General features: G+C 53.2%; 25 protein-coding genes and 2 tRNA genes. 11 read left to right on the top strand and 16 right to left on the bottom strand.

Annotated elements, in window-relative coordinates:
* Positions 1 to 173: 173 nt before the first annotated feature.
* Complete coding sequence (locus tag JQU52_RS13895) at positions 174 to 482, bottom strand: ArsR/SmtB family transcription factor (RefSeq protein WP_230339046.1); 309 nt, start codon at positions 480 to 482, stop codon at positions 174 to 176.
* A gap of 151 nt (positions 483 to 633) precedes the next feature.
* Between JQU52_RS13895 and JQU52_RS13890 the strand changes: the two genes are divergently transcribed.
* The 3 genes from JQU52_RS13890 to JQU52_RS13880 all read left to right on the top strand — a co-directional run bounded on the left by JQU52_RS13890 (position 634) and on the right by JQU52_RS13880 (position 5,194).
* The gene (locus tag JQU52_RS13890; RefSeq protein ID WP_230339045.1) at positions 634 to 828 is read left to right on the top strand and encodes a YgaP family membrane protein; all 195 of its coding nucleotides are present in this window, start codon (positions 634 to 636) and stop codon (positions 826 to 828) included.
* Between the two features lie 122 nt (positions 829 to 950).
* Positions 951 to 3,635 (top strand): aminopeptidase N, encoded by a 2,685-nt coding sequence (pepN, locus tag JQU52_RS13885; RefSeq protein ID WP_230339044.1) that lies wholly within the window; start codon positions 951 to 953, stop codon positions 3,633 to 3,635.
* Positions 3,636 to 4,324: 689 nt separating this feature from the next.
* Entirely contained in the window at positions 4,325 to 5,194 is an 870-nt protein-coding gene (locus JQU52_RS13880; protein ID WP_230339043.1) for a DegV family protein, read from the top strand.
* Positions 5,195 to 5,273: 79 nt separating this feature from the next.
* Here the strand turns inward: JQU52_RS13880 and JQU52_RS13875 are convergent, their stop codons facing one another.
* The 6 genes from JQU52_RS13875 to JQU52_RS13850 all read right to left on the bottom strand — a co-directional run bounded on the left by JQU52_RS13875 (position 5,274) and on the right by JQU52_RS13850 (position 12,089).
* Positions 5,274 to 5,549 carry a hypothetical protein gene (locus tag JQU52_RS13875; RefSeq protein WP_230339042.1) on the bottom strand — a complete coding sequence of 92 codons (276 nt, stop codon included), beginning with the start codon at positions 5,547 to 5,549 and terminating at the stop codon, positions 5,274 to 5,276.
* A 277-nt stretch (positions 5,550 to 5,826) separates the two neighbouring features.
* A complete protein-coding gene (gene ubiG / locus JQU52_RS13870) occupies positions 5,827 to 6,552 on the bottom strand; it encodes a bifunctional 2-polyprenyl-6-hydroxyphenol methylase/3-demethylubiquinol 3-O-methyltransferase UbiG (RefSeq protein ID WP_230339041.1) in 726 nt (241 codons plus the stop codon).
* Between the two features lie 26 nt (positions 6,553 to 6,578).
* Complete coding sequence (locus JQU52_RS13865) at positions 6,579 to 8,267, bottom strand: ArnT family glycosyltransferase (protein WP_230340602.1); 1,689 nt, start codon at positions 8,265 to 8,267, stop codon at positions 6,579 to 6,581.
* Between the two features lie 118 nt (positions 8,268 to 8,385).
* Complete coding sequence (locus JQU52_RS13860) at positions 8,386 to 9,798, bottom strand: amino acid permease (RefSeq protein WP_452433894.1); 1,413 nt, start codon at positions 9,796 to 9,798, stop codon at positions 8,386 to 8,388.
* A 314-nt stretch (positions 9,799 to 10,112) separates the two neighbouring features.
* Entirely contained in the window at positions 10,113 to 11,168 is a 1,056-nt protein-coding gene (locus tag JQU52_RS13855) for a metallophosphoesterase (RefSeq protein ID WP_230339039.1), read from the bottom strand.
* 99 nt (positions 11,169 to 11,267) lie between these two features.
* The gene (locus JQU52_RS13850) at positions 11,268 to 12,089 is read right to left on the bottom strand and encodes a c-type cytochrome (protein ID WP_230339038.1); all 822 of its coding nucleotides are present in this window, start codon (positions 12,087 to 12,089) and stop codon (positions 11,268 to 11,270) included.
* A 387-nt stretch (positions 12,090 to 12,476) separates the two neighbouring features.
* Here JQU52_RS13850 and JQU52_RS13845 point away from each other — a divergent pair.
* Positions 12,477 to 12,552, top strand: a tRNA-Arg gene (locus JQU52_RS13845).
* Positions 12,553 to 12,601: 49 nt separating this feature from the next.
* On the opposite strand, the gene JQU52_RS13840 is transcribed toward JQU52_RS13845, so the two are convergent.
* The 3 genes from JQU52_RS13840 to JQU52_RS13830 form a co-directional block, all read right to left on the bottom strand.
* On the bottom strand, positions 12,602 to 12,928 hold the full coding sequence (locus tag JQU52_RS13840) for a rhodanese-like domain-containing protein (protein WP_230339037.1): 327 nt from the start codon (positions 12,926 to 12,928) through the stop codon (positions 12,602 to 12,604).
* Positions 12,929 to 12,943: 15 nt separating this feature from the next.
* Positions 12,944 to 13,600: a protein-L-isoaspartate O-methyltransferase family protein gene (locus JQU52_RS13835; protein ID WP_230339036.1), complete on the bottom strand. Its 657-nt coding sequence runs from the start codon at positions 13,598 to 13,600 to the stop codon at positions 12,944 to 12,946.
* 94 nt (positions 13,601 to 13,694) lie between these two features.
* Positions 13,695 to 14,210 carry a GAF domain-containing protein gene (locus tag JQU52_RS13830; RefSeq protein ID WP_230339035.1) on the bottom strand — a complete coding sequence of 172 codons (516 nt, stop codon included), beginning with the start codon at positions 14,208 to 14,210 and terminating at the stop codon, positions 13,695 to 13,697.
* Positions 14,211 to 14,452: 242 nt separating this feature from the next.
* On the opposite strand from JQU52_RS13830, the gene JQU52_RS13825 reads away from it, so the two are divergent.
* Positions 14,453 to 14,653 carry a CsbD family protein gene (locus tag JQU52_RS13825; protein ID WP_230339034.1) on the top strand — a complete coding sequence of 67 codons (201 nt, stop codon included), beginning with the start codon at positions 14,453 to 14,455 and terminating at the stop codon, positions 14,651 to 14,653.
* 145 nt (positions 14,654 to 14,798) lie between these two features.
* On the opposite strand, the gene pstB is transcribed toward JQU52_RS13825, so the two are convergent.
* The 4 genes from pstB to pstS all read right to left on the bottom strand — a co-directional run bounded on the left by pstB (position 14,799) and on the right by pstS (position 18,723).
* Positions 14,799 to 15,569 (bottom strand): phosphate ABC transporter ATP-binding protein PstB, encoded by a 771-nt coding sequence (gene pstB, locus JQU52_RS13820; RefSeq protein WP_230339033.1) that lies wholly within the window; start codon positions 15,567 to 15,569, stop codon positions 14,799 to 14,801.
* 26 nt (positions 15,570 to 15,595) lie between these two features.
* Positions 15,596 to 16,435, bottom strand: a complete 840-nt coding sequence (pstA, locus tag JQU52_RS13815; RefSeq protein WP_230339032.1) for a phosphate ABC transporter permease PstA — start codon at positions 16,433 to 16,435, stop codon at positions 15,596 to 15,598.
* Positions 16,436 to 16,453: 18 nt separating this feature from the next.
* Positions 16,454 to 17,410, bottom strand: a complete 957-nt coding sequence (gene pstC, locus JQU52_RS13810; protein WP_230339031.1) for a phosphate ABC transporter permease subunit PstC — start codon at positions 17,408 to 17,410, stop codon at positions 16,454 to 16,456.
* A 212-nt stretch (positions 17,411 to 17,622) separates the two neighbouring features.
* A complete protein-coding gene (gene pstS, locus JQU52_RS13805) occupies positions 17,623 to 18,723 on the bottom strand; it encodes a phosphate ABC transporter substrate-binding protein PstS (RefSeq protein WP_230339030.1) in 1,101 nt (366 codons plus the stop codon).
* 205 nt (positions 18,724 to 18,928) lie between these two features.
* On the opposite strand from pstS, the gene tpiA reads away from it, so the two are divergent.
* From tpiA to JQU52_RS13785, 4 genes are all read left to right on the top strand, one after another.
* On the top strand, positions 18,929 to 19,687 hold the full coding sequence (gene tpiA, locus JQU52_RS13800) for a triose-phosphate isomerase (RefSeq protein WP_230339029.1): 759 nt from the start codon (positions 18,929 to 18,931) through the stop codon (positions 19,685 to 19,687).
* 15 nt (positions 19,688 to 19,702) lie between these two features.
* Positions 19,703 to 20,041 carry a preprotein translocase subunit SecG gene (gene secG / locus JQU52_RS13795; protein WP_230339028.1) on the top strand — a complete coding sequence of 113 codons (339 nt, stop codon included), beginning with the start codon at positions 19,703 to 19,705 and terminating at the stop codon, positions 20,039 to 20,041.
* 22 nt (positions 20,042 to 20,063) lie between these two features.
* Positions 20,064 to 20,149: transfer RNA gene (locus tag JQU52_RS13790), tRNA-Leu, on the top strand.
* Positions 20,150 to 20,268: 119 nt separating this feature from the next.
* Complete coding sequence (locus JQU52_RS13785) at positions 20,269 to 21,258, top strand: tyrosine-type recombinase/integrase (RefSeq protein WP_230339027.1); 990 nt, start codon at positions 20,269 to 20,271, stop codon at positions 21,256 to 21,258.
* Here JQU52_RS13785 and JQU52_RS13780 read toward each other — a convergent pair.
* Together JQU52_RS13780 and JQU52_RS13775 are read right to left on the bottom strand one after the other, a co-directional pair.
* Positions 21,255 to 21,509, bottom strand: coding sequence for a hypothetical protein (locus tag JQU52_RS13780; protein WP_230339026.1), 255 nt, complete (start codon positions 21,507 to 21,509; stop codon positions 21,255 to 21,257). The two genes, JQU52_RS13785 and JQU52_RS13780, sit on opposite strands and share 4 nt — an antisense overlap.
* Positions 21,510 to 21,619: 110 nt before the next feature.
* A complete protein-coding gene (locus JQU52_RS13775) occupies positions 21,620 to 22,201 on the bottom strand; it encodes a DUF262 domain-containing protein (RefSeq protein ID WP_230339025.1) in 582 nt (193 codons plus the stop codon).
* Between the two features lie 91 nt (positions 22,202 to 22,292).
* Between JQU52_RS13775 and JQU52_RS13770 the strand changes: the two genes are divergently transcribed.
* Positions 22,293 to 24,839: a MuF-C-terminal domain-containing protein gene (locus tag JQU52_RS13770; RefSeq protein ID WP_230339024.1), complete on the top strand. Its 2,547-nt coding sequence runs from the start codon at positions 22,293 to 22,295 to the stop codon at positions 24,837 to 24,839.
* Complete coding sequence (locus tag JQU52_RS13765; protein ID WP_230339023.1) at positions 24,827 to 25,537, top strand: ATP-binding cassette domain-containing protein; 711 nt, start codon at positions 24,827 to 24,829, stop codon at positions 25,535 to 25,537. The genes JQU52_RS13770 and JQU52_RS13765 overlap by 13 nt, the downstream gene beginning before the upstream one ends.
* Positions 25,538 to 25,821: the final 284 nt, after the last annotated feature.

Genomic DNA, 25,821 nt, shown 5'->3' with positions numbered 1-25,821 from the left:
CGATTTTGTAAGGTGCTAAAGCACCAACAAACTCTGTTCCGTACGTGTGTACTGTCTGCGGCTCGCCGCCTTGTCTTGATTCAAATTTAATTCACTATATCGCCATTGCACAAAAAAGGCTGCCTGAATATTTTCAGGCAGCCTTTTTTGTTTGCTTCTATTTTGTTTTGGTTTTATTGGCCGTTTTCGCTTTCATCGGCACAGTAAATCTGGTGCAGGGCGGCAATAATTTGGCGCACTTCATCGGCGGTGAGCTCATATACCAAGCTGCGGTGGTAGCGGGTGAAATCCACCAAACGCTCACTGCGCAAACGCGCCAGATGGTTGGACATCGCCGTTTGGCTGATGCCCACGGCTTCGGTAAGCTCGGTCACGTTTTTTTTGCCTTCCAGCAATAAGCATAAAATCATCAGCCGATGCGGATGGGCAATCAGCTTCAGCAGTTTGGAAGCGATTTGGGCGTTGGCAAACATATCGGGCATGATGGTGCCTATAGGGTGAAGTCAAATAAAGGGAAATACTTATTCTAAGCCAGTTATTACATGCCCACAATGATATCATTATATTTACATTTCATGATTATGTGATGTAATATGGCGGCATCTGTGGTGATGCAAACCCAAGGAGAGCCGTATGTTTTGCCGTAATGTTGGAAAAACCGAGCGCATTATTCGGGTGTTGGTGGGGCTGGCGCTGATTGCGCTGGTGTTTGTGGGGCCGCAAACGCCGTGGGGCTGGATAGGCTTGGTGCCTTTGCTGACCGGCCTTGTGGGGTGGTGTGGCCTGTATACGCTGCTGGGCAAACGCGGGGGCAGTTGCCAGCGTTAGTATGGTGACTTGGCTAAACCCTACCGTAAAGCGCTTTGCTTTACGGTATTTTGCTTTATGGGCTGCCTGAAAGGATGCTAATCCTCTAAAATGCGTTTTTTGTGTTGGCAGAGCAAAACATCATGAGCAGCAACAAAACCGTGCATTACTTAACAGACTACCGCGCCCCGGATTTTGCCGTGGCGCAAATCGACCTGACTTTTGACATTGAGGCTGCGCACACCACCGTTAAATCGCGGCTGGTGCTCAAACCGCAAACCGCAGGCGCACCGTGCGTGCTCGACGGCAGTGCCGAATTGGTGAACATCAAACTGGATGGCGAAACGCTGCCTGAAAGCGCCTATACCTTGGCCGAAGAGCGGCTCACCATTGCCCGCGTGCCCAACGACACCTTTGTGCTGGACATCACCACCCGCCTGTATCCGGCGCAAAACAAATCGCTGATGGGGTTGTATGAAAGCAACGGCAATCTCTACACCCAGTGCGAGCCGGAGGGTTTTCGCAAAATCAGCTATTACTTCGACCGCCCCGATGTGATGGCCAAATTCACCACCACCATCAGAGCCGACAAAAAACGCCATCCGGTGTTGTTGTCCAACGGCAATTTGATTGATTCAGGCAGTCTAGATAAAGGGCGGCATTGGGTGAAATGGCGCGATCCTTTTGCCAAACCCGCGTATTTATTTGCCTTGGTGGCCGGGGATTTGGCTTTGAGCAAAGACCAATTTACTACCGCCTCGGGCAAAGCGGTGGCGCTGCATTTTTACACCAGTGCCGCCGACAAGCCCAAAACCGGCTTTGCCATCGAATCGCTCAAACACGCCATGCGTTGGGACGAAACCCGCTTCGGCCTTGAATATGATCTCGACATCTATATGGTGGTGGCGGTGGGCGACTTTAATATGGGCGCCATGGAAAACAAGGGTTTGAATATTTTCAACACCAAATACGTGCTGGCCAACAGCGCCACCGCCACCGATGCCGATTTTGAAGGCATTGAAGCGGTCATCGGCCATGAGTATTTCCACAACTGGACCGGCAACCGCGTTACCTGCCGCGACTGGTTTCAGCTCTCGCTCAAAGAAGGGCTCACCGTTTTCCGCGACCAAGAATTTTCCGGCGACCGCGCCAGCCGCGCCGTGCGCCGTATCCATAATGTACGCATGTTGCGCAGCCACCAGTTTCCGGAAGACGCCGGCCCCACCGCCCATCCCGTGCGCCCGGCCTCGTATGAGGAAATGAACAATTTCTACACCATGACCGTGTACGAAAAAGGCGCCGAAGTGGTGCGCATGTACCATACTTTGCTGGGTGAAGATGGTTTTCAGCAAGGCATGAAGTTGTATTTCAAGCGTCACGACGGCCAAGCGGTCACGTGCGACGACTTCCGCGCCGCCATGGCCGAGGCCAACGGCATCAATCTGGATCAATTTGCCCTGTGGTACAGCCAAGCCGGTACGCCGCATATTCAGGCTTCAGGCAGCCTTGATAGCGCGGCACACACCTTTACGCTCACCTTGCAACAAAGTCTCGCGCCCACGCCGGACATGGCAGACAAACAGCCGATGCTGATCCCGGTGAAAATCGGCCTGCTCAACCACGCAGGCGAAGCGGTGCGCTTCAAAATCAGCGCCGATGGCGATTGGCAAAGCGAAGCGGTATTACTGCTGCAACAAGCGTCGCAAGCGTTTACCTTATTTGGCGTGGCCGAAGTCGTGGTGCCGTCGCTGTTGCGCGGCTTTAGCGCCCCGGTGCAGCTCGATTACCCTTATAGCGATACCGAGCTAGCCTTACTGCTGGCACACGACAGCGATGAATTTGCCCGGTGGGACGCCGCCCAAACCCTTTACCGCCGCGCCGTGGCCGCCAATGTGGCCGCCTTGCAGGCCGGGCAGCCGCTGCCGCAGCACAGCGAATTGGCCGAGGCGGTGGGGCATGCGCTCAATCAGAATTTAGACCCGGCCTACAAAGCCATGTTGCTGCAAGTACCCAGCGAAGCCGAATTGTGGGAAGGGCAGCAGCACATCAACCCGCAGCATTATGTCGATGCCCGCGAAGCCCTGCTCACCAGCGTGGCCGGTGGCTGCCTGCCGGTGTTGAACCGCTGGCGCAGCTGGGCGTATGCACAAGAAGAAGCCAGCGGCCACGCCCAGCCCTACGAATACCACCCCGATATGGCTGCGGTGCGTAGCTTTCTAAATGCCATCCGCGTGTGGGTGCTGTATGCTAACCCGGCCATGCTCGCTTATGTGCGCCAGCAATATGACAAACTGGCCCGCAACATGACCCACGAATGGGGCATGCTCGCTGCCATCAACCACCAGCCGCACGACGACCGCAACCAATTGCTGGCCCACTTCGCCCGCCGCCACGGCGGCGATGCCTTGGTGATGGACAAGTATTTCAGCCTGATTGGCAGCAGCTTGCGCGCCGACACGCCACAGCAGGTTCAGGCAGCCTTAGCACACCCGGCGTTCAGTCTGGAAAACCCGAACAAAGTGCGTGCTTTGCTGGGCGCATTCACGCGCAATATGCGCCACTTTCACGCCGGCGATGGCAGCGGCTACGCCTTTGTGGCCGATCACATCATCACCATCGATGCCTTTAACCCGCAAGTAGCGGCGCGGCTGGTACAGGCGTTCAGCTTGTTGGCGCGATTGGAGCCGCAACGGCAGGCCTTGATGCGTGCGCAATTGCAGCGCATCCGCGCCCAAGCAGCCTTGTCGACAGACAGCAGTGAAATGGTGGACAAGATTTTGGCACAGCCACAAACGGCATCGATGCAGATAGTTATTTCGGATAAATAAATTGTTTTAAATCAAATAAAACACCGCTGGATTCAGAATCCAGCGGTGTTTTTTATGGTGAATAAATGCTCTAAACAAGCACAAGACAGTGCTTTTTAAGTGTGTTATGTTCTGTAAACTTCAAATACATGTCGATTGAATGTAATACCAATTCTAAAAAATAAGATAACAAGGCGGAACTGATTTACTTGGTGCTTCAGCACCCTAGTAAATCGTTCTCTTTGAGCTGAGTCGAAGACAGTACAAGTAGTACGGCTAGGCGAGCCAACGCAGTTAGGTTATTTTTTAGGATTGGTATAATCAAACGCATCGGCTTGTTTTTGTAGTGTCGGAAGATCTTGTTTTAAGAGCCGGTTTACAATAAAAAATTGTCAACAGACCCTAAGGCTGCCTGAAGCCCATAAACCGGCACCAAGCTTTTTCAAGCATTTCCGGTGCCGATAAAAACAATAAATAATAGGAGGTGTCCTGAAAAGTATGCTGCCTATATTTTAGGCAAAAAATAAGACTATTATTTACATAAGCGAAACAGAAAAATCCCTGTTTATCTATAGTTTCTTATTTCCCTGCACCATGACTTTTACCTTGTTGGATCTTGCTTTTTTCAGCAGCATACTTTTCAGGACACCACCAAATAATAATAGATAAGCCGTTGTGCGGTTCACGCCCGCATCATTAGGAGAGCAAACATGAATCATGCTGTATTTGCTGCAGAGCGCTTTGCGGTGATGTCCACTTCCACCGGTTCGTTGGATTATTTCCGCAATAAAGACCCGGATATCCGCATTTTGCGTTTGGATGTCTTGATTGAAGGGCAGGCTTATGCCGATGGCGAGCAAATGGATGCCAAGTCTTTTTACCAATGGCTGCTGGACAACCCCGATAAATTGGCCACCACGCGGCCGCCGGAATTTGATTATATTTCCGACCAGTTGATGGATTTATACATGAACGGTTATACCGATGTAATCATTACCACCATCGCCGCCTCATTGAGCAAAACTTTTGAGCGCATACGCGAAGTGGCAGCGCTGATGCAGGGGCGCTTGAATGTGCATGTATTCGATACCGGCAGCGTGTCGGTGCCTGAAGGCATGTTTGCCCAAGAAGCCAGCCGCCTGCTGAAAAAAGGCTTTTCAGTTGAAGAAGTGTTGGCAAAGCTGGAAACCCTGCGCAGCAAATGCGTGATTATTTTTGGCGTGAATTCATTGCGCTATCTGGTCAAAAACGGCCGCTTGTCGATGGCGGGCGGCCTGATCGGCTCGATGTTGCAGGTAAAGCCAATCCTGAAATTCGAAAACAGCGCCTTCACCACCTTGCAAAAAGTGCGCAAAACCGAAAACGCCATTGAGGCGGTTACTGATGCGGTGGTGGAGTATATCGAGGGTAAAGATGTGTATGTGTCGGGGCTGTATTGCGGCAATGCCGATCTATACCAAGAGTTTGCCCAGCGCTTAAGCGACAGAATCGGCCATATTGTCGAGGGCTACCCGCTCTCGCCCGTGGCCGGCGCCCATATCGGCCCCAATGCGTTTGGCGTGACTATTTTGCGGCGCTAAATGGCGGCGTCATACCCAGTCGAAAATAAGATGGCAAGGCGGCGGTGGCGGCCTTGCCATCTTACGGTTCAAGGTAATCTTATTTCGGCGGCGTGGTTTGAATATTGATCAAGCCGTTCAATACGCCGTCTAGGCCGCCGAAAACGGAGATGTTGTCGATTTTTTCGGTGACTTTTTCCGCGTTTCCAGCTCCTTCAAACGCAATGCGGTCGGGTTTTCTTCCATCAAGGCCGCTGCCCACCACTTGCGCCGCCATATAACGATGCCAAACCACAGTAACCGAGCCGGGTGCACTGTCGATAATGCGCCAATAACGGGCAACCGTATCGCGTTCAAAATGCAGCGCGGCGGCCATGCCGTGCCACAGCCAATGCGACCCGCTGGGCAGGGAGAAGGTGGGGTTTGCAAGCTGCGCCGTTTGCGGCTTGCTGCTTTACGGGTTTGATTTTTGAGTTGAACATAAACCAAGGCTGCCTGAAGCTATAGTGGAATGAAGAATAAAGTGATACAAGGCGCGAAGCCGCAGACAGTACAAATAGTACGGCAAGGCGCAGCAACGCCGTAACACTTTGTTATGCATTTCACTATATTGTGTCTTCAGGCAGCCTTGATTATCAAGCTCAGTATAAGGATTATCCGGCCACGCGGCAGGCGATCATGTAGTTGACATCCAAGCTGTCGATTAGGCGGTATTGTTTACTTAGCGGGTTGTAAGACAAGCCTTTGCTGTCGACCAGCTCCAGCCCGGCTTGGCGGCACATGCGTGCCAATTCGGCGGGAGTGATGAATTTTTGGTAGTCGTGGGTGCCGCGCGGCAGCATTTGCAGCAGGTATTCGGCGCCCAAAATGGCGTGTAAATAGGCTTTCGGTTTGCGGTTTAGCGTGGAGAAAAACACCCAGCCGCCCGGTTTGGCCAAGCGGGCGCAGGCGCGCACGATGCTGGCCGGGTCGGGCACATGTTCCATCATTTCCATGCAGGTAACCACATCAAAACTGGCGGGTTCGGCTTCGGCCAGCGCTTCTACGCTGATTAAGCGGTAGGCCACATTGCTGATGCCGCCTTCCAATGCGTGCAATTGGGCGATTTGAAGCGATTTTTTGGCCATATCGATGCCGGTGGCGGTGGCGCCGCCGCGGGCCATGGCTTCGGTAAGAATACCGCCGCCGCAGCCCACATCAAGCACGGTTTTGCCTTCAATGTGGGCAAAGCGGTTGATATAGCCCAAGCGCAACGGGTTGATGTCGTGCAGGGGTTTGAATTCGCTGTCTTTGTCCCACCATTTGTGGGCTAATTGGCTGAATTTGTCGATTTCGGCGGCGTCTACATTGATATTGTGGGGCGTGTGGTCGGTTTGCATGGCGGTTTCTCTCTGGCAATAGGGTTTTATTGTAGCGTTTTTGCGGGCTCTGTGGGTTTGGCGGGCAAACGCTGCCACAAAGCCAGCCATTCGCGTTTTTCACGCGGGCGCGCGCCGGCCCACAATTCTTGCCAGCCCGCTGCGGGTGTGGTGGCTTGCGGGCTGCGGCGTACCAGCCGGTAGCGGCAGTGCGGGTTGTCTACATCCAAGGTGAGCCAGCCGTATTGCTGCCAGGCGATGCGCGCAGTGTGGTTGCCTGCTTCCACGCTCACGCATTCCTGCCCGGCTTGCAGGCGGCGCACGGCATCGGCATCAAAGGCTTTTTGCATTTGCTGCACCACCGGGCGTTGGCTTTTGGCCGCATCCAGCCAGGGTAGAAACAGAGTCAGCAGCAAAGACCAGCTTAAGGTAATGCCGGCGGCCCAATTGGTTACCGCTTGGCGGCCGCGCACGTGCTGGCGGGTGATGGCCCACAGCCACAGTGGCGTGAACACGCAGGCCACCAGTATGGGGAAGTAGTCGACATCGGTTTGGTAATAGGGGCTGAAATACACGGCGCGTTCGGCCAGCTTGAGCGGCCAACCGTAGTTCATGGCGGCAAAGCCCAGCCATAAAAACAGCGCCAGCAGGCCAAAGGTCATGATGCCGAACCAATTTAAAAAGGCCGCCGCACCCCGGCGCAGGGCGTCCAGTTTGGCGGCGCCGAATACCGCTAAGGGCGGCAGTAAAATCACCAACAAATCTTGAAATTGCAGTGGCGACACCGCCAGCAAAAAGCCCAATAAAGCCAACCATGCCATTCCGAGGATGCCCCAGTCGCTGTCGGCCAGGCGCAGGCGGCTAGCGCTCCAAATCGCCAGCGGCCAGGCCGGAAAGGCAAACCAGAGCAGGTTTTTGAGGTAATACCACAGCGAAAAATCAAATTGTATTTGGCCAAAACCGCCAAAAGGCATTAAGGCTTGCTGTTGCCACCAGCTGAAAAAAGCGGCGGTATCGGCCTGATACAGCGCATACGGCCACAGCAGCATTTGCGGCCATGCCCACAGCAATGCAGTGGGCAACACCAGATAATAGCGGCGGTAGCGCCAATGCGGGCTGAGTGGCAAACAAGCGCCGAGCAACATCAAGGACAGTGATAATAAAAGGCTGCCTGAAAGCGCCAACAACACCCAGCCGCCGCCCAGCATCAAGCTGGCCATAATCACCCGTGCTTTGGCCAATGATAAGCCGTAAAAACACATCGCCGCGCCGGTGAACAGCAAGGGAATGGTGCTCATCAAATGAGCGGGCATCAGCAAGCCGGGGCAGCCAATCAGTACCAACACGGCGGTGCGGCCGAAGCGGCGTCCTAAAAATTGGCGTGCAGCCCCGCCGATACAACAAAAACCGATTGCCATCAAACCCACATTCACCAGTCGCACCGCTTCGTAGGCGTCTAGCAGCCACGGTGAAAACACGGCTTGGCTGGCGGCGCCCAGCCACACATACACAGGCGCGGCTTCCCAGTAAGGCCGGTCGAATAAGGTGGGCAGCGCCCAGTGGCCGCCGTTGCGCCATTGTTCAATCACTGTGAGCAGCTGCGGCTCCATCGGCGCCCATAAGTCATGGGCAAACACGCCCGGCCACAGCCACACAAACGCCAATAACAGCAACAGCCACGGCCGCTCGGAGGCGGGTGGCTGGGCATGTTGTACGGCAGGGGTATAGGTGAGCATGGCGGATATCAACAACAAGGCTGCGGCATCTTAACGCAATTTGCAGCAGGCGGCCAGTTTTGGGCAAGGCTGCCTGAAACACACAAATACGGCTTGCAAATACGGTTTAATGATGGCTTCAATCCGCATCTTGGCTAAGATTCACCTGATCCAAAGGAATTTTACGGGTGTGGTGGCGCAGCTTGTGATAGACATAAAAGCCCACAAACACCGGCAGCCCCATATAGGTAATCACCATGCGTTGCCAATCAAATTCGCCGTGCAGCAGCCATTGTGTGTCTTGGCCGATAATCACCAAAATACACAAAGCCAACGCCAGCAAGGGGCCAAAAGGAAACCATTTGGCACGGTAAACCAAATCTTGCAACGATTTGCCTTGTGCCAAATAGGCGCGGCGGAAGCGGTAGTGGCTGATGGCAATGCCCAGCCAGGCGATAAAGCCGGTGAGGCCGGAGGCGGCCACGATGTATTCGTAAGCGCCATCGCTCACCATTTGCAGCAGAAAAATCCCCAAGGCCACGATGGCGGTGGCCAGCAAGGCCCAGATGGGTACGCCGCGGCGATCCGCCCGGCCAAAGCGGGCGTAGGCCATGCCGCTGTTGCCCATGGCGTAGAGCATGCGGGTGGAAGCATACATGCCGGAATTGCCGGCCGACAGAATGGAAGTGAGGATTACGGCATTCATCACCGCGGCGGCAAAAGCCAAGCCGGCGCGCTCGAATACCAAGGTAAACGGCGACTTGCTGATTTCATCCACATCGGCGCCCAGCAGCTCGGGGCTGGTGTAGGGAATCAACAGGCCGATCACGGCAATGGCCAGAATATAGAAAATCAGAATGCGCCAAAACACCTGCTTGATGGCTTTGGGAATGCTGTGCTGCGGGTTTTCCGATTCGCCGGCGGTGATGCCCACCAATTCGGTGCCTTGAAAGGAGAAGCCGGCAATCAGAAACACGCCCAAAATGGTGAAAAAACTGCCGGAGAAACCATTGCCCAGAAAGGGGGCATCACCGCTGGTGAAATTGGCCAAACCAATGTATTGGCCGCCTAAAATACCGAAAATGGTGAGCACGCCCACGCCCAAAAACACAATCACCGTAATCACTTTAATCAGCGCAAACCAATATTCCGATTCGCCATAAGCGCGCACGGATAAGGTATTGAGCAGGAAAATCAGCGTAAAAAACACCATGCTCCAGCCCCAGGCGGGCAAAAAGCGCAGTGGCTCCCAATAGCTGATGACCAGAGCGGCGATGGTGATGTCGGCGGCCACGGTAATTACCCAGTTAAACCAATAATTCCAGCCCAGCGCAAAACCCAGCGAAGGGTCGACAAAGCGGGCGGCATAGGTGGCAAACGATCCGGAAGTGGGCAAATAGGTGGCCATTTCGCCCAAGGATGTCATCAAAAAATACACCATTAGGCCGATGGCGGCATAAGCCAAGAGTGCACCGCCGGGCCCCGCGGTGTGGATGGCGCTGCCGCTGGCCATAAACAGCCCGGTGCCGATGCTGCCGCCAATGGCAATCATGGATAAATGGCGGGTTTTGAGTTGGCGCAATACGGTGTTGGACATGATGGTTTTCGGGTTTGGAGCAGGGGTTCAGGCAGCCTGCGGGTTAAAGAGAACGCATGATGGGTGGTGGCTTAAAAAGTATGCCGCTGAAAACACGTGCTGGCAAGGTAAAAAAACGTTCTATAGATTAATGAAGATGCAGATAAATACGGCTTTGTTTTGTGTTGTCTCATGTAAATAATGATTCTGTTTTTTGACTAAAATTTAAGCAGTATGCTTTTTGACCCACTATCTGAATTATGGCATGAATGGGCAGTATCGGCATTGGTTTAGCGCACGGCGGTGCTGACGGTGCCGTCGTCTCGCACCAATACTTGTTCTGGCCAGCGCATGGCGGCCAGATGAAAACGTGACCGGCTCGTGGGTACGCCGTTGCGGCGTTCGCGCCAGCGCGCGCCTACCGAGTAATCCAGGCAGAAAACCGATTGTTGCGCCCCTTGCCAGGCTTGCGCCGCTTCGGTAAACAGGGTGAGGCGGTGCGGTGGCGTGGGCTGGGTTTGCCAAGTGCGCCAGTAATGGCCGATCAGCACTGGCGTGGCTTGTTGGTAGTTGTGCCACCACGGGGAACGGGCGGTAAAGCGCCAGCGGCCGTTGGCATAAAACGGTGCTGGTGCTTCGATTTCTACGCCGCAGGTCAGTGCACGGATGGGGTTGGCGTGGCTGCGCAGCAAATCATAAGCGCCGGTGGCGGGCAAATAGGCCATGGGGTGGCTTTCGTCTTCCAAGGCTGCCTGGAAATGCTGCTGCTCTTGGTGATAAGCATCATGCCATTCGCTGCGTTGAAATTGGCTATGGAAATCGGCTTCCCAATGTCGGTATTGCGCCAATAGGGGCATGGTACCGGCATCGGCGATTTGCTGTAGGCTTTCAGGCAGCCAAGCGGCATGGATGATGCGCAAATCGGCACGTTGCAGCAGCAGCGGCCATTGCTGCAATTGTGCGTGCAGCGCAGCTTTATGTTGCTCGGGATAGTGTTGCCATGGCGCATAACGCTGCTCGTCTTGCGGACGCGGCTGAAAATACCAGCCGGAGCCGTCTTTGGGGTCGCTCATCAGCAGGTTGAGCTCGTGGTTGCCCAGCACCGCCCAAGCACGTTCGGCGGCCATGGCTTGCGTCACCCAGTCCAGCACGGCCGGGCTGTCTTGGCCGCGATCGCACAAGTCGCCCACAAACACCAGTTTGCGGCCTTGCGGATGGCGGCCTTGTTCGTCGTAGCCCAAGTGGTGTAACAGCGCTTGCAGTGCTGCCCATTCGCCGTGCACGTCGCCGATGATGTCCAGTGGGCCAGCCGGTAAGGTCTGGAAAAGGGGGGATGTGGGTGTCATAGATTTGATGTTGTGCAAATAAAAAGCGTGCCTGGCGGCACGCTTGGAGAGGGTTTCAGGCAGCTTTTGGTTTGGGCTGCGCTTAACTTAGCGCCTAGCTTAGAATTTGCCGCCAGATTGGTTCACCATGTATACCACTGCCGCTTTTACTTCTTCATCGCTCAGATTGGCATTGCCGCCTTTGGCTGGCATGATGCCGCCGTCCGGACCGGTGTAGCCTTCAATAGCGTGTTTGAACAGCGTGTCTTTGCCTTGCTTCAGGCGGACTGTCCAGTCGGCATTGTGGGTGATTTTGGGGGCGAACGGAATGGCGGAATTGGCGTTGTGGCAAGCCATACACAGGCTGTCGAACACGGCCTTGCCGTCTGCCACTTTGGCACCGTCGGTTGCCGGGGTGCTGGCGGTGGCTGTTGAGGCGGCAGAGGCTGCACCGTCACCACCGGCTACTGGCGGTGGCGTGAGGTTGCCGCCGGACTGATTGGCCATATAGGCAATGGCACGCGCCACTTCGTCGTCGGTCAGGGTGGTGTCGCCGCCGCGGGCTGGCATGGCGTTAAAACCTTCGGTGGCGTGTTTGATTAAGGTGGCGAAGCCTTGGGCGATGCGCGGCGCCCATTCACCGTTGTGGGTGATTTTGGGTGAGTTGGGTACGCTGCTGTCGGCGGCGTGGCACTGGATGCAGATTTTATTGAAAATCTGCTCACCGGTACGCTGGCCTACCGGAGTGCCATCGCCCATGGTGAGGTTGCCCACCGGCATGATGCGGGTTTCTACTGCGGTGGCGGTGTTGTCGGCTACATCGCTGTAGTAGCCGCTGGTGGCCAGTTTTACCAGCAAAAACAATACCGCCAGTAGAATGACAATGCCGCCGATAAGCGTGGTTAATGCCGAGCCTTGGGCTTTGCTTTTGTAGTGCTTCATGTGAAATAGGCCTCGCCGTTTTGGTGGGTTGTGACGAAAATCTTGTTGTTGTCTTGTTAAATTGCATTAACAATAATTTGCTGGATTATACTGAATTCGTTTGGGCTTTCCAATCGCAATTCTTGGCTTAACGCAAAAAAATCGCTAATAAAGGCGGCGCAAATGCGACTGTGGTGTTGCTGGGCGATTGATAGGGCGATTGATAGGGCGGTTTATGGGTGGATGGAAATAATAAATGTGTACGCGCAGATGCTGCCTGAAAAGATTTAAACAATCGCTGTTTTTGCCCAGTATTGGCATGCAAGGTTTCAGGCAGCTTTGGATTGCATAAAACTTTTTGCCCTGCGCGGCGTTTTCGGCTACACTAGCCCGCTTGTTTGATGTCGCGCACCCGTAGCTCAGTTGGAAGAGTGTCGGTTTCCGAAGCCGGAGGTCACAGGTTCGAACCCTGTCGGGTGCGCCAAAAATAATCAAAGCCAGACTGTTGCAGTCTGGCTTTTTTCTTTTTCGCATCAATAACGCGGCACGCTGTTGTCCACCGTTTGCGACCAAGCGTCGATGCCGCCGCTTAAGTTATAAAGTTCGTCAAAACCGGCTTGTGCCAGAAACAAGGCTACCTGCATGCTGCGGATGCCGTGGTGGCAATAGACCACAATCGGCATGTCGTCGGCCAGCTCGTTGTGGCGCAAGGGGATGCGGTTCATGGGGATGTGGACATGGCCGGGCAGGGCGGCGTAGGCCACTTCATCGTCTTCGCGCACGTCGAGCAAGGTAAAGCGGCGGCCTTGTTGCTGCCATTGCTGTAATTGGGCGGGGGAGAGGGTGTGGATGTCGCTCATGCCGGCTCGGTTGGGTTAAAACGAAAACGCAGAGGGCGCCGGTGTGGCCGGGCTGTGCAAAGCGGGCACCACGGTGTCGAACAGTACGCGGGTGCTGAATTCATTGCCTTGGCGGCGAATCAGGCAGGCACGCATCACCGGCTCGGCGCCCACGATTACCACCATGCTGCCGCCGTCGGCCAGCTGTTGTTGCAGGGCTTCGGGCAATACCGGCACGGAGCCGCCCACATAAATGGCGCTGTAAGGTGCGCCGCTGTCTACACCGGCTAAGCCATCGGCTACCTGAAACTGGATATTGTCCAAATGCAAATCGGCTAAGGCGGCTTGGGCGCGTTGTTGTTGCTCGGCGTCCACATCCACACTTAACACCTGGCCGGCCAGTTTGGCCAGAATGGCAGTGGCATAGCCGGAGCCGGTACCCACTTCCAATACTTTGTCGCCTTTATTCAAGGCCAAGGCCTGAATCAGGCGCGCCACGATTTTGGGCTCCAGCATCATGCCGCCGTTGGCCAGCTTGAGTGCTTGGTCGGTATAAGCCACGTTTTGCTGTTCGGGCAGCACAAAGGCTTCGCGCGGCACATCGCCCAATACATCCAGTAAGTCGAAATCCAATACGTCCCACGGACGGATTTGTTGTTCTACCATGTTGTAACGCGCTTGGTTAAAGTCCATGTCTGCTCCGAAAATGCTGAATATATGTGGGTGGTGCGGTGCCATGATTGGCAGGCCGCTAAATCGGTAAATTATAAATCTTTTTGGGAGCGGGTCATAGCCCTTGCGTGGTAGTGGGGCTGCTGAAATGGTGTCGGCTTATCAATGCGGCCAGTTGTTGCAGGTATTGTGCATCGGTTTGGTCGAAGCAGGCGGTGTGGTCGGCATCCACATCTAATACCAATGCCACGTTATTGTGGCCATCCAGCACCGGCACCACGATTTCCGATTGCGCCAGCGAGGAGCAGGCAATGTGGTCCGGATGGGCGTTGACATCGGCCACCACCAGCGTTTGTGCCGCTGCCCAGGCTTGGCCGCACACGCCGCGCCCGTGGGCAATGCGGGTACAGGCAGGTGGGCCTTGAAATGGCCCCAAGATCAGCTGGCGGGTGTGGTTGTCGGCGCGGTAAAAGCCCACCCACAGCCAGTCAAAGCTGTCTTTCAGGGCGGCGCAAATATTGGCCAGATTGGCGGTGAGGTCGGTTTCGTCTTCGATCAAGGCAGTCAATTGCGGTAGCAGTTGCCGGTAGCGGCTGGCTTTGTCGTGGCTGTTCAGTTTAATGGTGTGCATATTTGGGTGTATTTGCAGGTGGTTATGGTAAATTAATGTAGTTTAACAGTGTAAAGCGCCGCTGGCTAAGCCGCTGTTGGGTGAGGGTAAATTGCTTTACATGGTTTAAATTTTGATAAATTTAAATAAAACAAAATGTTGTTGGTTTGCTTTGTGTGCTGTTTGCAGGTATGGTGTTGGTGTATGCACTGTTTTGTGCATGTTTTCAACAGGACATGTTTTCAACAGGATAGGAGTTTGCCATGAATTGGGATCAAATCGAAGGTAAATGGGCGCAGCTGAAAGGCTCGGCGAAAGAAAAATGGGGCAAGCTGACCGATGACGATTGGAAAGTAATTGAAGGCAAGCGCGACCAGCTGGCCGGCCGTTTGCAAGAGCGCTACGGCTACACCAAAGAACAGGTGGAGCAGGAGCTGAAAGATTGGGAAGAGCAATCCAAGTAAGCGCTTGTAATATTTTATAGTATGAAAAAACGCCCGCACTGCGGGCGTTTTACTGTTTAGCATGTATAAAAGGCTGCCTGAAGAAAATCAAGTCATTTTTCAGGCAGCCTTAATTTTGCCCAGTGCTCAAAGCTGCCTGAAACGCTTAGCCAAACTTAACGGTAATATAGTCTTCGGTTTCTTTGCGGCCGGGCTTGGTGAGGATTTGCGTGGTTTCGCCCACTTCCATTAGTTCGCCCAAGTACATATAGGCCGTGTAGTCGGACACGCGTGCGGCCTGCTGCATATTGTGGGTAACGATGGCGATGGTGTAATCTTTTTTCAGCTCGGTTACCAGCTCTTCAATATGGGCGGTGGAGATGGGGTCCAAGGCGGAGGTGGGCTCGTCCAGCAGCACCACTTCCGGCTTGGAGGCCACGGCGCGGGCGATGCACAGGCGCTGTTGCTGGCCGCCGGAAAGTGAGTTGCCCGATTGCTTGAGTTTGTCTTTCACTTCGCCCCACAAGGCAGCTTTACGCAAGGCCCATTCCACGCGGTCATCCAATTCGCTGCGGCTCAGGCTTTCATACAGCTTCACGCCGAAAGTAACGTTGTCGTAAATCGACATCGGAAACGGGGTGGGCTTTTGAAATACCATGCCCACTTTGGCGCGCAAGAGATTTAAGTCGACATTTTTGTCGAGGATGTTTTTGCCGTCGAGCAAGAGCTGGCCATCGGCTTTCATGCCGGGGTAGAGGTCGTACATGCGGTTGAAGGTGCGCAGCAGGGTGGATTTGCCGCAGCCGGAGGGGCCGATAAAGGCGGTTACCTTATTGGCCGGAATGTCCATGTTGACGTTTTTCAGCGCATGGAAGGTGCCGTAGTAAAAGTTGAAGTCGCGTACGGCAATTTTGCTTTGGTTTTGCGTGGTGTCCATGTATCGGAATCCTGTTCAAGCGTGATTTATTGGTGTTTGTTGCCCAGGTAGCGCGCCAGAATATTGGCGGTCAATACCGTGAGGGCAATCAGCAAGGCGGCGGCCCAAGCCAGATCGTGCCAGTCGGAATAGGGGCTCATGGCAAATTGGTAGATCACATTGGGCAAGTTGGCCATGGGCTGATTCATGTTGAGGCTGAAGAACTGGTTATTTAGCGCGGTAAACAGCAAGGGTGCGGTTTCGCCGGTGATGCGGGCAAAGGCCAGCAAGATGCCGGTGAGTACGCCGGTTTTGGCGGCGCGCAAGGTCACCATGCTCACCAGCTTCCATTTGGGCGTACCTAAGGCAAAAGCGGCTTCACGCAGGCTGTTGGGCACCAGGCGCAGCATGTTTTCGGTGGTGCGCACCACCACCGGAATCACCAGCAGCGACAAGGCCAAGGAGCCTGCCCAGCCGGAGAAGTGCCCTTGTTGGAATACCACCAGCTCCCAGATAAAAATACCGATAACGATGGAAGGCGCCGACAGCAAAATATCGTTCATAAAGCGCGTGGCCGGTGCCAGCCAACCTTTTTGGCCGAATTCGGCCAAGTAGATGCCGCACAGAATGCCGATGGGCGTGCCCACCAATAGGCCAAAGAAGGTAATCATCAGGCTGCCGATAATGGCGTTGCGCAAGCCGCCTTCCATGCCCGGCGGCGGGGTGTCCATGCTGAAAATATGTGCGCCCAAGCTGCTAAAGCCTTCGCTAAATAGGGTGACGAAAATCCAACCCAGCCAAAACAGGCCGAAAGCTATGGTGCACAAAGACATCAACAGATTAAAGTGGTTGAGTAAGCGGCGGCGGCGGTATAAAGCGTTGTTCATATTCGGGTGTCCTTATGTTTAATGCGCGCGGCCTTCATTGCGCTGCATACGCAGCAACATGATTTTGGAAATCACCAACACCACAAAGGTGATAATGAACAAAATCAAACCCAGATACAGCAGCGAAGACAAATGCAGCTTGTCGTTGGCTTCGGCAAACTCGTTGGCCAGTGCCGAGGTAATCGACACGCCCGAGTTGTAGAGGCTGGCGGAGATGTTGAAGGTGTTGCCGATCACAAAAGTGACCGCCATGGTTTCGCCCAGTGCGCGCCCCAAGCCCAAGATAATGCCGCCCACCACACCGGCTTTGGTGTAGGGCAGCACCACATGGCGCACCACTTCCCAAGTGGTAGCGCCCAAGCCGTAGGCCGATTCTTTCAGCATGGGCGGGGTGATTTCAAACACGTCGCGCATTACCGAGGCGATAAACGGGATAATCATAATCGCCAGAATCAGTGAGGCGGTGAAAAGGCCGATGCCCATCGGCGCGCCTTGAAACAGGGTGCCGATTACCGGAATGGGGCCTAGGTATTCAATCAAATAAGGCTGTACGTATTCGCCAAAAAACGGCGCAAACACAAACAATCCCCACATGCCGTAGATAATGGAGGGAATGCCGGCCAGCAATTCAATAGCAATGCCCAGCGGGCGTTTAAGCCAGTTGGGGCTTAATTCGGTGAGGAACAGGGCAATACCGAAGCTCACCGGTACCGCCACCATCAGTGCAATAAAAGAAGTAACCAAGGTGCCGTAAATCGGCGCCAATGCGCCGTAATCGCCGGCCACCGGATCCCAGTTGGCGTTGGTGAAAAAGCCGAAGCCGAATTGCTTCATGCTGGGGATGGCGCCGATCACCAAGGAAATCATAATGCCGGCCAAGCTGGCCAAAACCAGCAAGGCAAACAATTTGGTGGTGCCGACAAATAGCCAGTCCAAGCGGCGCTGGTTGGCCAGCCTTTGATGTAAATCGCTCATGGTGGTGTCTTTATGTCATGTAGTAAGGCAGTAATGTGCGAGTATTTTATAGTGGTTTAAATTTAAATTAAGACAAGGCGGCGAGCCGCAGACAGTACAGGTAGTACGGCAAGGCGAGTCAACGCAGTATTGGTTTAAATTTAATCCACTATAATGCGCTTTCAGGCAGCCTGAAGCAAAGATTGCTCTAGGCTGCCTGAAAGCAGGGGCGATCAGTAAACCGCAGCGCCGTTGGCGTCGGTAACTTGTTTCCACTCTTCGCGGATCAGGTCTTTCACGCTGGTCGGCAGCGGCACGTAGTCCAGCTTGGTGGCGGCGTCGTCACCGTTTTTGTAAGCCCAGTCAAAGAAAGACAATACGGCTTTGGCTTTGGCGGCATCGTCGGCTTTTTTGTGCACCAGAATAAAGGTGGCCGCAGCAATCGGCCAAGCTTGGTCGGTGCCTTGGTTGGTTAGAATCAGCTGGAAGCCGGGGGCGTTTTTCCAGTCGGCATCGGCGGCAGCGGCAAAGCTCTCTTGCGAGGGCTGTACGAAGTTACCGGCCTTGTTTTGCAAAGCCACGTGCGACATATTGTTTTGCTTGGCGTAGGCATATTCCACATAGCCGATGGAATTTTTCACGCGTGATACATAAGTGGCCACACCTTCATTGCCTTTACCAGCCGCGCCGCTGGCAGAAGTAGGCCATTTCACTGAGTTGGCGGCGCCCACTTGTTCTTTCCATGCAGGGGAAACTTGGCTTAAGTAGGTAACGAAGTTAAAGGTGGTGCCGGAGCCGTCGGAACGGAATACGGTGGTGATGTTGGCGTCGGGCAGCTTCAGGCCGTCGTTCAAAGCCACGATGGCCGGGTCGTTCCATTTGGTGATTTTGCCCAAATAAATATTGGCCAGTACTTCACCGTTGAGCTTCAGCTTGCCCGGCTCAATGCCGTCGATGTTTACCACCGGCACCACGCCGCCAATCACGGTGGGGAATTGAATCAAGCCTTCTTTATCCAGCTCTTCTTTAGACAAGGGCGCATCGGTGGCGCCAAAGTTAACGGTTTTGGAGGTGATTTGTTTCACGCCGCCGGAAGAGCCGATGGATTGATAGTTCACTTTGCCGCTAGTGGCGCCTTGATAAGCAGTGGCCCATTGGGCGTATACCGGCTGCGGAAAGGATGCACCGGCACCGGTGATGTCCAGTGAAGCATTGGCTGTGGCCGGTGCGGTGCCGGAAGCGGCGCTAGCGGCATTTTGTTGCGGGGCTTTATCAGAGCAGGCGGCCAAAGACAGGGCGGCCAAAATCACCGCGGAAGACAATTGAATGCGCATGGGGTTCTCCATATTGAAATACATTAAGTTGGGTGTTAGATAAGGTGAAGAAAAGTGAATTACTGAATAGTGCACAGTGTATGAAAGCTTTATTGCAATTGTGTGACAATGCCGGCAGATAAACCCGATGTGGTGGTTTTCGGTTACAATACGCCCGCTTTGGCGCAGCGGTTTGTGCCATGAATTGAAAATAGCAGGAGCGCTTATGTGGCAGCAAAAATGGGTGATGGGCAACTGGAAGATGAACGGACGGCAAGCGGCCAATGCGGCTTTATTGTCGGCCTTGCGTGCCTTGCCCGCATCCGATGCGCTGGTTGGTGTGGCCGTGCCTGCGGTTTATATAACGCAAGCGGCTGCCGCTTTGGCCGATAGCGCGGTTTGGGTGGGCGCACAGGATGTGAGCCGCTTTGGCGACAATGGCGCTTATACCGGCGAAGTTAGCGCCGCCATGCTGGCCGATGCGGGTGTGCAGTTTGTATTGCTGGGGCATTCCGAGCGGCGCCAGTATTTCGGTGAAGACAATGTCCTACTGCAAACCAAATGGCAGCACGCAGTAGCCGCCGGATTAGTGCCGATTTTGTGTGTGGGTGAAACCTTGACGCAGCGCGAAGCCGGAGAAGCAGAAGCGGTGGTGGCCGAGCAATTGTCATTATTGGCAGCCTTAAAAGCCGACACCGTGGCCGTGGCCTATGAGCCGGTTTGGGCCATCGGCACCGGCCAAGTGGCCACCGTGGCGCAAATTGGCGACATGCACGGCTTTATTTACCGGCAAATCTTGTCTTTGTGCGGCGAGAGTGCTAAAATCCGCGTCCTTTACGGTGGTAGCGTGAATGCAGAAAACGCCGCTGCCATTTTGGCTGTGCCGGGTGTAGACGGCGCACTGGTTGGCGGCGCATCGCTTCAGGCAGCCGCTTTTGCCACCATTATTGATGCTGCACAACAAGCCTCGCGCTTGGCTGTTTAATTTAAAGAAAAATTCATGGAAGCCTTTAAAACCATTATCTGGATTATCAACATCTTTTCCGCCTTGGCGGTGATTGTGCTGGTGTTGATGCAGCAGGGCAAAGGTGCCGATGCCGGTGCTGCCTTTGGTTCAGGTAGCGCCCAAGGCGTGTTTGGTGCCGCTGGCAACGCCAATTTTTTGAGCCGCAGCACCGCCATGGCTGCGACAGTATTTTTTACCACAGCGCTGGCATTGGGTTTTATCGCCACCCACAGCAGCAAAACCAGCTTGGATTTCAGCAACGTACCGCAAAGTGCCCCGGCACAAACCGCACCCGCGCCCACCTCAGCGCCCAAGCCGGTGATTCCCGAATAAAAAGCAACATTCAAAAATTAAAGCCGACATGGTGAAATTGGTAGACACGCTATCTTGAGGGGGTAGTGACCGCAGGTCGTGCGAGTTCAAGTCTCGCTGTCGGCACCAAAACACGCAGTAATAACAGCAGTTTGCGTTTGGCTTGTGCCAAATGTGTGACAATTGGCTGTTAATCAATAGCGGATTAAGGTATTTTAAAGCCTTAATCCGCTTATTTTTTGCCCGCTATGGCCACTATCACAAAACGTAAAAACAAGTATTTAGCCCGGGTGCGCTCAAAAGGCGTTGAGCGTTCCAAAACTTTCAGGACGATTACTGAAGCAAGAGCGTGGGCGGCTCAGCTTGAAGTGGATATTGCGAATAAGCGCCTTGGTATCGCGCCAAAGCACCTTACTGTATCTGATATTGTAATCCGTTATCAAAAAGAGGTCACGCCGTTAAAGCGTGGCCATCGCTCTGAGCATTTGCGTTTATCGCGCCTGCTTCGCCATGAGCTGTGCAATGTGCTGCTTACGGATGTGGCGCCGGAACATATTGCAGATTGGCGGGATGATAGATTAAAGCAGGTACAGCCGCCAAGCGTTGCGCGGGAACTTTCCACTCTGTCATCTGTATTTAATCATGCCATGCGCGAATGGCGGCTGATTAATGATAATCCGTGTCGCAAAATAAGCCGCCCGAAAGACAATCCCGAAAGAACACGAAGGCCATCTGACGATGAAATTCGCAGGCTGTGTGCTTATTTTGAATTTGACGATGATGTTAAGCCGGTGATGATAAAGCAGCGTGTGATGCTGGCATTTTTGCTGGCGATTGAAACCGCCATGCGGGCGGGGGAAATTTGCAATATAAAATGGGGGGATGTGGATTTTGGCAGGCGCGTGGTGCACTTACCGATGACAAAAAACGGCCATAGTAGAGATGTGCCGCTGTCGAGAAGGGCTATTGAGCTGTTGAAAATGCTTGAACCGCTGAAACTTGATTTCGCACTGGGGTTGTCGCCTGAGCCTTTGAGTACCCTGTTTCGGCGTGGTGTGCGTTATTGTGAAATTGATGATTTGCACTTTCATGATTCCAGGCGCGAGGCGTTGACGCGCTTATCTAAAAAAGTGGATGTAATGGACTTGGCAAAAATATCAGGGCATAGAGATATTAAGATTTTGCTTAACACCTACTATGCCCCGGATATCGCCAATTTGGCCGATTTGCTGGATTAAGCTTGGTAGCGTTTTGCCCACTGCTTTATATCCTTTGGTTCGTAGCGCTCCCGGCCACCATTACCACGAACGGGCATGATAATCGGCTTGGGAAACCCGGTTAAAGTGGCAATGGCGCGCTTAAAATACGGGGTTGAATAGCCAAGGTATTGGGCTACACGATTGCTATCCCATAGGTTTTTTTCGTCAAGAAGTGATGTTTGCACGGCTTCTTTAACTTCGCTTATCAGCAGTTTCAATTCTGTGTTCATATCAATAAACCTCAATTAAAAAGGCCACCGGAAGCGGCGGCCTGTTGCTCTTTCAAATGCCAGCCATAGCAGCATGGCGGCGAGGATGAGGATGTTGTGTAGGGCTTTAATCATGTTTGTTTTTCGGTAAGCATGGCGCGAACTTTATCCAATTCCTGTTGGCTATGCGGTGTTCCTCCGGCATTTAAATCAAGATAAAATTGCAGTAAATCACGCTGCGTGGTGAAGTTCATAATATTCACCTGAATAATGCGGCCTTTTGCTGAAAAGTGGGTGCCATTCAAATTGTCGGCTTTGATTTTTCCGTCAAAAACGGCTAATTTATTGTGCATAAATTTGCGGATTGTTTGTAAGCGTTGCTTGCCGTCAATTACTTGGACTTCACGCGGTAATTCAGACAGCCATTGTTTGTGATTGCACCACGCGCTCAAAACAGAATCGTCAAAAGTCGGGTTATTCAGGCGGATAGACAACAGGGAGTCAGGAATGATGCCGCGTAGCACTGCCTCGATAAAGCTGATTTGCTGTGCTTCCGTCCAAACGTGCCCGCGCTGATATTCAGGGCTATCGTTGAAGCCGCCGTCTTCACTCTGCTGCTCAATCCATCTGTCAATCCAATTCCAATGCAGCGCGCATGTGTATTTAGCTGATTTCAGCGGCTGAATAATGTTGTAAAGCTCATCGTTTTCCATATTTACTCCATTAAAAAAGCCGCTATCTGCGGATAACGGCTTGCCAGTTGTTTAAGCGGCGGCGGTGTTGGGTTTTAGTCTTCATCGTTACATGAGCCGCGAGGCGGCAGTAAAGATGCTGACGCAGGATATTGTGGAAGCGATTGCCCGTGGGCACGAGGTGGCGCGTACGCAGGTGGGCGATTCAACCGCGCTGAAGATTGAGCACGGCAAACATCGTGTGGGCTTGAGAAAAAGCAAAGGCAGTAACGCGTGGACGGTTACCGCCTTTGAGTTGTATGAAGGTGCGGGCGGAAAGGGATATGACAATACCGCCCCTACTGATACCGGCGCTACACTCTCCCGTGCCGATACAGGTGCTCCATACATGGCCACTGGTTCAGAACAGGCAGCCGCTGCGCCGGGATTGAATGAAACAAGTTCAAACGCTGCGCTTGAACGGGCGCAACCCAACAGCAACAACCACCTGAACGATACGCAAGCCCACTCACGAAGAGGCAGGAGCTTGGGTGCAGATGACAGGGCTAATGTACCATCTGAGCCGATAGAAATCAATACCCTACGCCAAGCCATCGAGCAGGCGGTAGGCAAAAACAATATGCGCCATATCGAAATCGTGGCGCATGAGGATGTGGCGCGGCCGAATAATGCGCAGGATTTGCAGGGTGCGCAAGGCTGGTACAACCCGAAAACGCAACGCATCACGCTGATTGCCGAAGCCTTGCCTAATGAGCGCACGGCGCAGTTTGTGGCATGGCATGAGCTTGGCCACCGCAAGATTGATGTGGACGGCTGGCAGAAGTGGCAAGGTCTGTTTCGCGCGGCTTACAACGGCAATGCGGTAATCAAGCAGGCTGCCGACCATATTTACAAGCAACGGCGTGGTGCGGCTGACGGCGCGGGGATGGATAAATTCCGGGCGGTAGAAGAAGCGGTGGCCGATTTGTATGCGGCCACGCAGACCGGTGATTATGCCGCATTCGAGCAACGCAATGGCGCCAAGGTGCCGTTGGCAATGCGCGATACCTTGGGCGGCTATTTAAGCCGCTTGGCCAACCATTTGCGCACGGCGCTGGCTAAGGTAATGGGCACGGAGCGCAATACCATCAGCGATGCGGATATTTACGGCTGGTTGAAGCAGCTGGATAAGGTGGATGGGGAAACTTCAGGTAGCCTGAATAATGATGCTAAATTCAAATACAGCTTGAACGAAGCGGCAGATTCGGCTTTTGTACAAGCTGTGGACAATGTTGTAAATGGCAAAGTGGCTGCCGGATATATCCATATGGGAACCACACCTGAAGTGCTGAAAATGTTGGGCGTGCCGGAAGGTAAGGTGCGTATTTCAGGCGGCACGATTGAGAAAGCCATCGCCAATTATCTGAACCGCCAAAATGCTTATGATAAAAACCGCCATGCCATCCGACCTGAAGATATAAAGCGGCTGCCTGAAAATCTAAATAATCCGATTGCGGTGTTTCAATCTGCAACCAAGGCAGATTCTTTTGTGGTATTGACGGAGCTGGTGGAGCAAGAGAACGGGCAAGACAAACCTGTGATTGCGGCCTTGCATTTGGATAAAGGCAAACACGGCTTGGATTTGGTGAATGTGGCCAGTGTTTATGGCCGCAGTAACAGCCAGCTTGTAGCTGCATTTGATACTGATTTGCTGTATTTGGATAAAGAAAAAGGCCGACAATTTCTGAAAACCCATCCGCTTCAATTGCATTGGGATATTACATCAGATGTCGACCTAATCAAGCGTGATATTAAAACAAACAAGGATTTGGCGCAAGCGGATAATGATGATGCCAGATTCAGCCGTGCCGGTGATGCTGATTTTGCACGCAAAGCGGCGGTGTTGCAGGGCAAACCTGTTTATACCATTAGCGAGCGGCAAGCGCCGCATGGATATCCTGCTTTACGGGAATGGGCGGCTGGTATCTTTAATCGCGCCGGAAACAAGGCGGTGAATCCTGAAGTTGGGGAAGTGGTGTTAAACGATCGGTCGGTGCGTGATTCGATGGCACACCGGATGAACCCGTTTAAGGCGGAAGCTTTTGCGTCGGTTCCGGCTGTGATTGAAAAAGGTATTGTGGTGCATTCAACTGTTGTAGAAGACCAAAACCACCACTTTATCAGCGCGCCGGTGGTTATTGACGGTAAAGACGATATTGTTACAGTTTTGGTTAAACAAGATGCCAACACCAACCGTATGTATGTTCACAGCGTGATTACAAAAGAAAGTCTCCTGAACGCCAGTTATTCCGAAGCCGGTGTAAAAACACCCGAGCAAAACGGCAAGGTACCATCAGGAGACGTAGCCAGTATACTGCGCAGCTATCTGAATTACAAGGGGAACGATACCAAATTCAGCCGTCAACCAAAAGATGGCAACTCAAAATCAGCCTATGAATCTGCCAGGGCGGCAGGCCGGACGGAGCTTACGTTTAAGCAATGGCAGCAGGTACGCACGCCTGAATTTAAGCGCTGGTTTGGTGATTGGAAAAATGATCCTAAAAACGCATCAAAGGTAATCAACCCGAAAACGGGGGAACCGCTGGTGATGTATCACGGCACCAGCCGCAGCCAGGGCGGGGATGCGTTTAACCAATTTGATACCTATTGCGCGGGGTGAGTTTGGAGGCGAAAGCAGGTGACGTCATCAGTATTATCGGCTCCAGCGGTTCTGGTAAAAGCACTTTTTTACGTTGCATGAATCTGTTGGAAAAACCCAATCAGGGTCGTATTTCCTTGGATGGGGTGCCGCTTAAATTGGTGCCACAAAAAAATGGTGAGCTGCATGCGGAGAATCGGGCGCAGTTGCAGCAGTTTCGCAGCAAGCTGTGCATGGTGTTCCAACATTTCAATTTGTGGTCACACATGACGGTGATCGAAAATCTGAAAGAGGCGCCTTTGCGGGTGCTGGGCATCAGCAAAGAGGAGGCCACCGAACGGGCAAAAAAATACTTGACCAAAGTGGGTTTGAAGGACGTGGAAGGCCGCTACCCAATCGCCTTATCTGGTGGTCAGCAACAAAGGGTGGCCATTGCGCGAGCCTTGTGTATGGAGCCGGAAATCATTTTGTTTGACGAGCCGACTTCTGCATTGGACCCGGAATTGGTGGGCGAAGTCTTGAAGGTGATGCGTACCTTGGCTATGGAAGGGCGCACTATGATCATTGTCACGCATGAAATGGGCTTTGCGCGGGAAGTATCCAGCCATTTGATCTTTTTACACAAAGGCCAAATCGAAGAGCAGGGCAATCCGAGAGAGATATTAAGCCAACCCAAATCGGAGCGTCTGAAGCAATTTTTATCCGGTAATCTGAAATAAATCGCCAAAAAATGATTTAGATTAGATTAAGGTGCATTGGGATAAAGGTTTTATAGTGGCAACATATCCATACTAAAAGGCTGCCTGAAAAAGTTTCAGGCAGCCTTTTCATGGTCTGATACAGTTACTGTATTAAATCTTTTAATAGCAAACAACGAAATAATCCTACGGCGTTGACTTGCCTTGTCGCACTACTACTTGTACTGTCTGAGGCCTCAGCTCAAAGAGAACGATTTACTAGGGTGCTGAAGCACCGAGTAAGTCAGTTCCGCCGTATATGATTT

Origin of the sequence: Paralysiella testudinis (genome assembly GCF_016894345.1) — a bacterium.
Taxonomy (GTDB): domain Bacteria; phylum Pseudomonadota; class Gammaproteobacteria; order Burkholderiales; family Neisseriaceae; genus Paralysiella; species Paralysiella testudinis.
This window is presented reverse-complemented; position numbering and strand designations above follow the sequence as displayed.

What these genes read in the sequence shown, in the direction of transcription:
- JQU52_RS13895 (WP_230339046.1), bottom strand. Translation starts at nt 482, where the DNA reads ATGCCCGATATGTTTGCCAACGCCCAAATCGCTTCCAAACTGCTGAAG.
- JQU52_RS13875 (WP_230339042.1), bottom strand. Translation starts at nt 5,549, where the DNA reads ATGGCCGCCGCGCTGCATTTTGAACGCGATACGGTTGCCCGTTATTGG.
- JQU52_RS13835 (WP_230339036.1), bottom strand. Translation starts at nt 13,600, where the DNA reads ATGGACTTTAACCAAGCGCGTTACAACATGGTAGAACAACAAATCCGT.
- JQU52_RS13785 (WP_230339027.1), top strand. Translation starts at nt 20,269, where the DNA reads ATGGCCACTATCACAAAACGTAAAAACAAGTATTTAGCCCGGGTGCGC.
- JQU52_RS13860 (WP_452433894.1), bottom strand. Translation starts at nt 9,798, where the DNA reads ATGATTGCCATTGGCGGCAGCATCGGCACCGGGCTGTTTATGGCCAGC.
- ubiG (WP_230339041.1), bottom strand. Translation starts at nt 6,552, where the DNA reads ATGCAAACCGACCACACGCCCCACAATATCAATGTAGACGCCGCCGAA.
- secG (WP_230339028.1), top strand. Translation starts at nt 19,703, where the DNA reads ATGGAAGCCTTTAAAACCATTATCTGGATTATCAACATCTTTTCCGCC.
- tpiA (WP_230339029.1), top strand. Translation starts at nt 18,929, where the DNA reads ATGTGGCAGCAAAAATGGGTGATGGGCAACTGGAAGATGAACGGACGG.
- pstA (WP_230339032.1), bottom strand. Translation starts at nt 16,435, where the DNA reads ATGAACAACGCTTTATACCGCCGCCGCCGCTTACTCAACCACTTTAAT.
- JQU52_RS13840 (WP_230339037.1), bottom strand. Translation starts at nt 12,928, where the DNA reads ATGAGCGACATCCACACCCTCTCCCCCGCCCAATTACAGCAATGGCAG.
- JQU52_RS13850 (WP_230339038.1), bottom strand. Translation starts at nt 12,089, where the DNA reads ATGAAGCACTACAAAAGCAAAGCCCAAGGCTCGGCATTAACCACGCTT.
- pstS (WP_230339030.1), bottom strand. Translation starts at nt 18,723, where the DNA reads ATGCGCATTCAATTGTCTTCCGCGGTGATTTTGGCCGCCCTGTCTTTG.
- pstB (WP_230339033.1), bottom strand. Translation starts at nt 15,569, where the DNA reads ATGGACACCACGCAAAACCAAAGCAAAATTGCCGTACGCGACTTCAAC.
- JQU52_RS13770 (WP_230339024.1), top strand. Translation starts at nt 22,293, where the DNA reads ATGAGCCGCGAGGCGGCAGTAAAGATGCTGACGCAGGATATTGTGGAA.
- pepN (WP_230339044.1), top strand. Translation starts at nt 951, where the DNA reads ATGAGCAGCAACAAAACCGTGCATTACTTAACAGACTACCGCGCCCCG.
- JQU52_RS13780 (WP_230339026.1), bottom strand. Translation starts at nt 21,509, where the DNA reads ATGAACACAGAATTGAAACTGCTGATAAGCGAAGTTAAAGAAGCCGTG.
- JQU52_RS13865 (WP_230340602.1), bottom strand. Translation starts at nt 8,267, where the DNA reads ATGCTCACCTATACCCCTGCCGTACAACATGCCCAGCCACCCGCCTCC.
- JQU52_RS13830 (WP_230339035.1), bottom strand. Translation starts at nt 14,210, where the DNA reads ATGCACACCATTAAACTGAACAGCCACGACAAAGCCAGCCGCTACCGG.
- JQU52_RS13775 (WP_230339025.1), bottom strand. Translation starts at nt 22,201, where the DNA reads ATGGAAAACGATGAGCTTTACAACATTATTCAGCCGCTGAAATCAGCT.
- JQU52_RS13890 (WP_230339045.1), top strand. Translation starts at nt 634, where the DNA reads ATGTTTTGCCGTAATGTTGGAAAAACCGAGCGCATTATTCGGGTGTTG.
- pstC (WP_230339031.1), bottom strand. Translation starts at nt 17,410, where the DNA reads ATGAGCGATTTACATCAAAGGCTGGCCAACCAGCGCCGCTTGGACTGG.
- JQU52_RS13855 (WP_230339039.1), bottom strand. Translation starts at nt 11,168, where the DNA reads ATGACACCCACATCCCCCCTTTTCCAGACCTTACCGGCTGGCCCACTG.
- JQU52_RS13880 (WP_230339043.1), top strand. Translation starts at nt 4,325, where the DNA reads ATGAATCATGCTGTATTTGCTGCAGAGCGCTTTGCGGTGATGTCCACT.
- JQU52_RS13825 (WP_230339034.1), top strand. Translation starts at nt 14,453, where the DNA reads ATGAATTGGGATCAAATCGAAGGTAAATGGGCGCAGCTGAAAGGCTCG.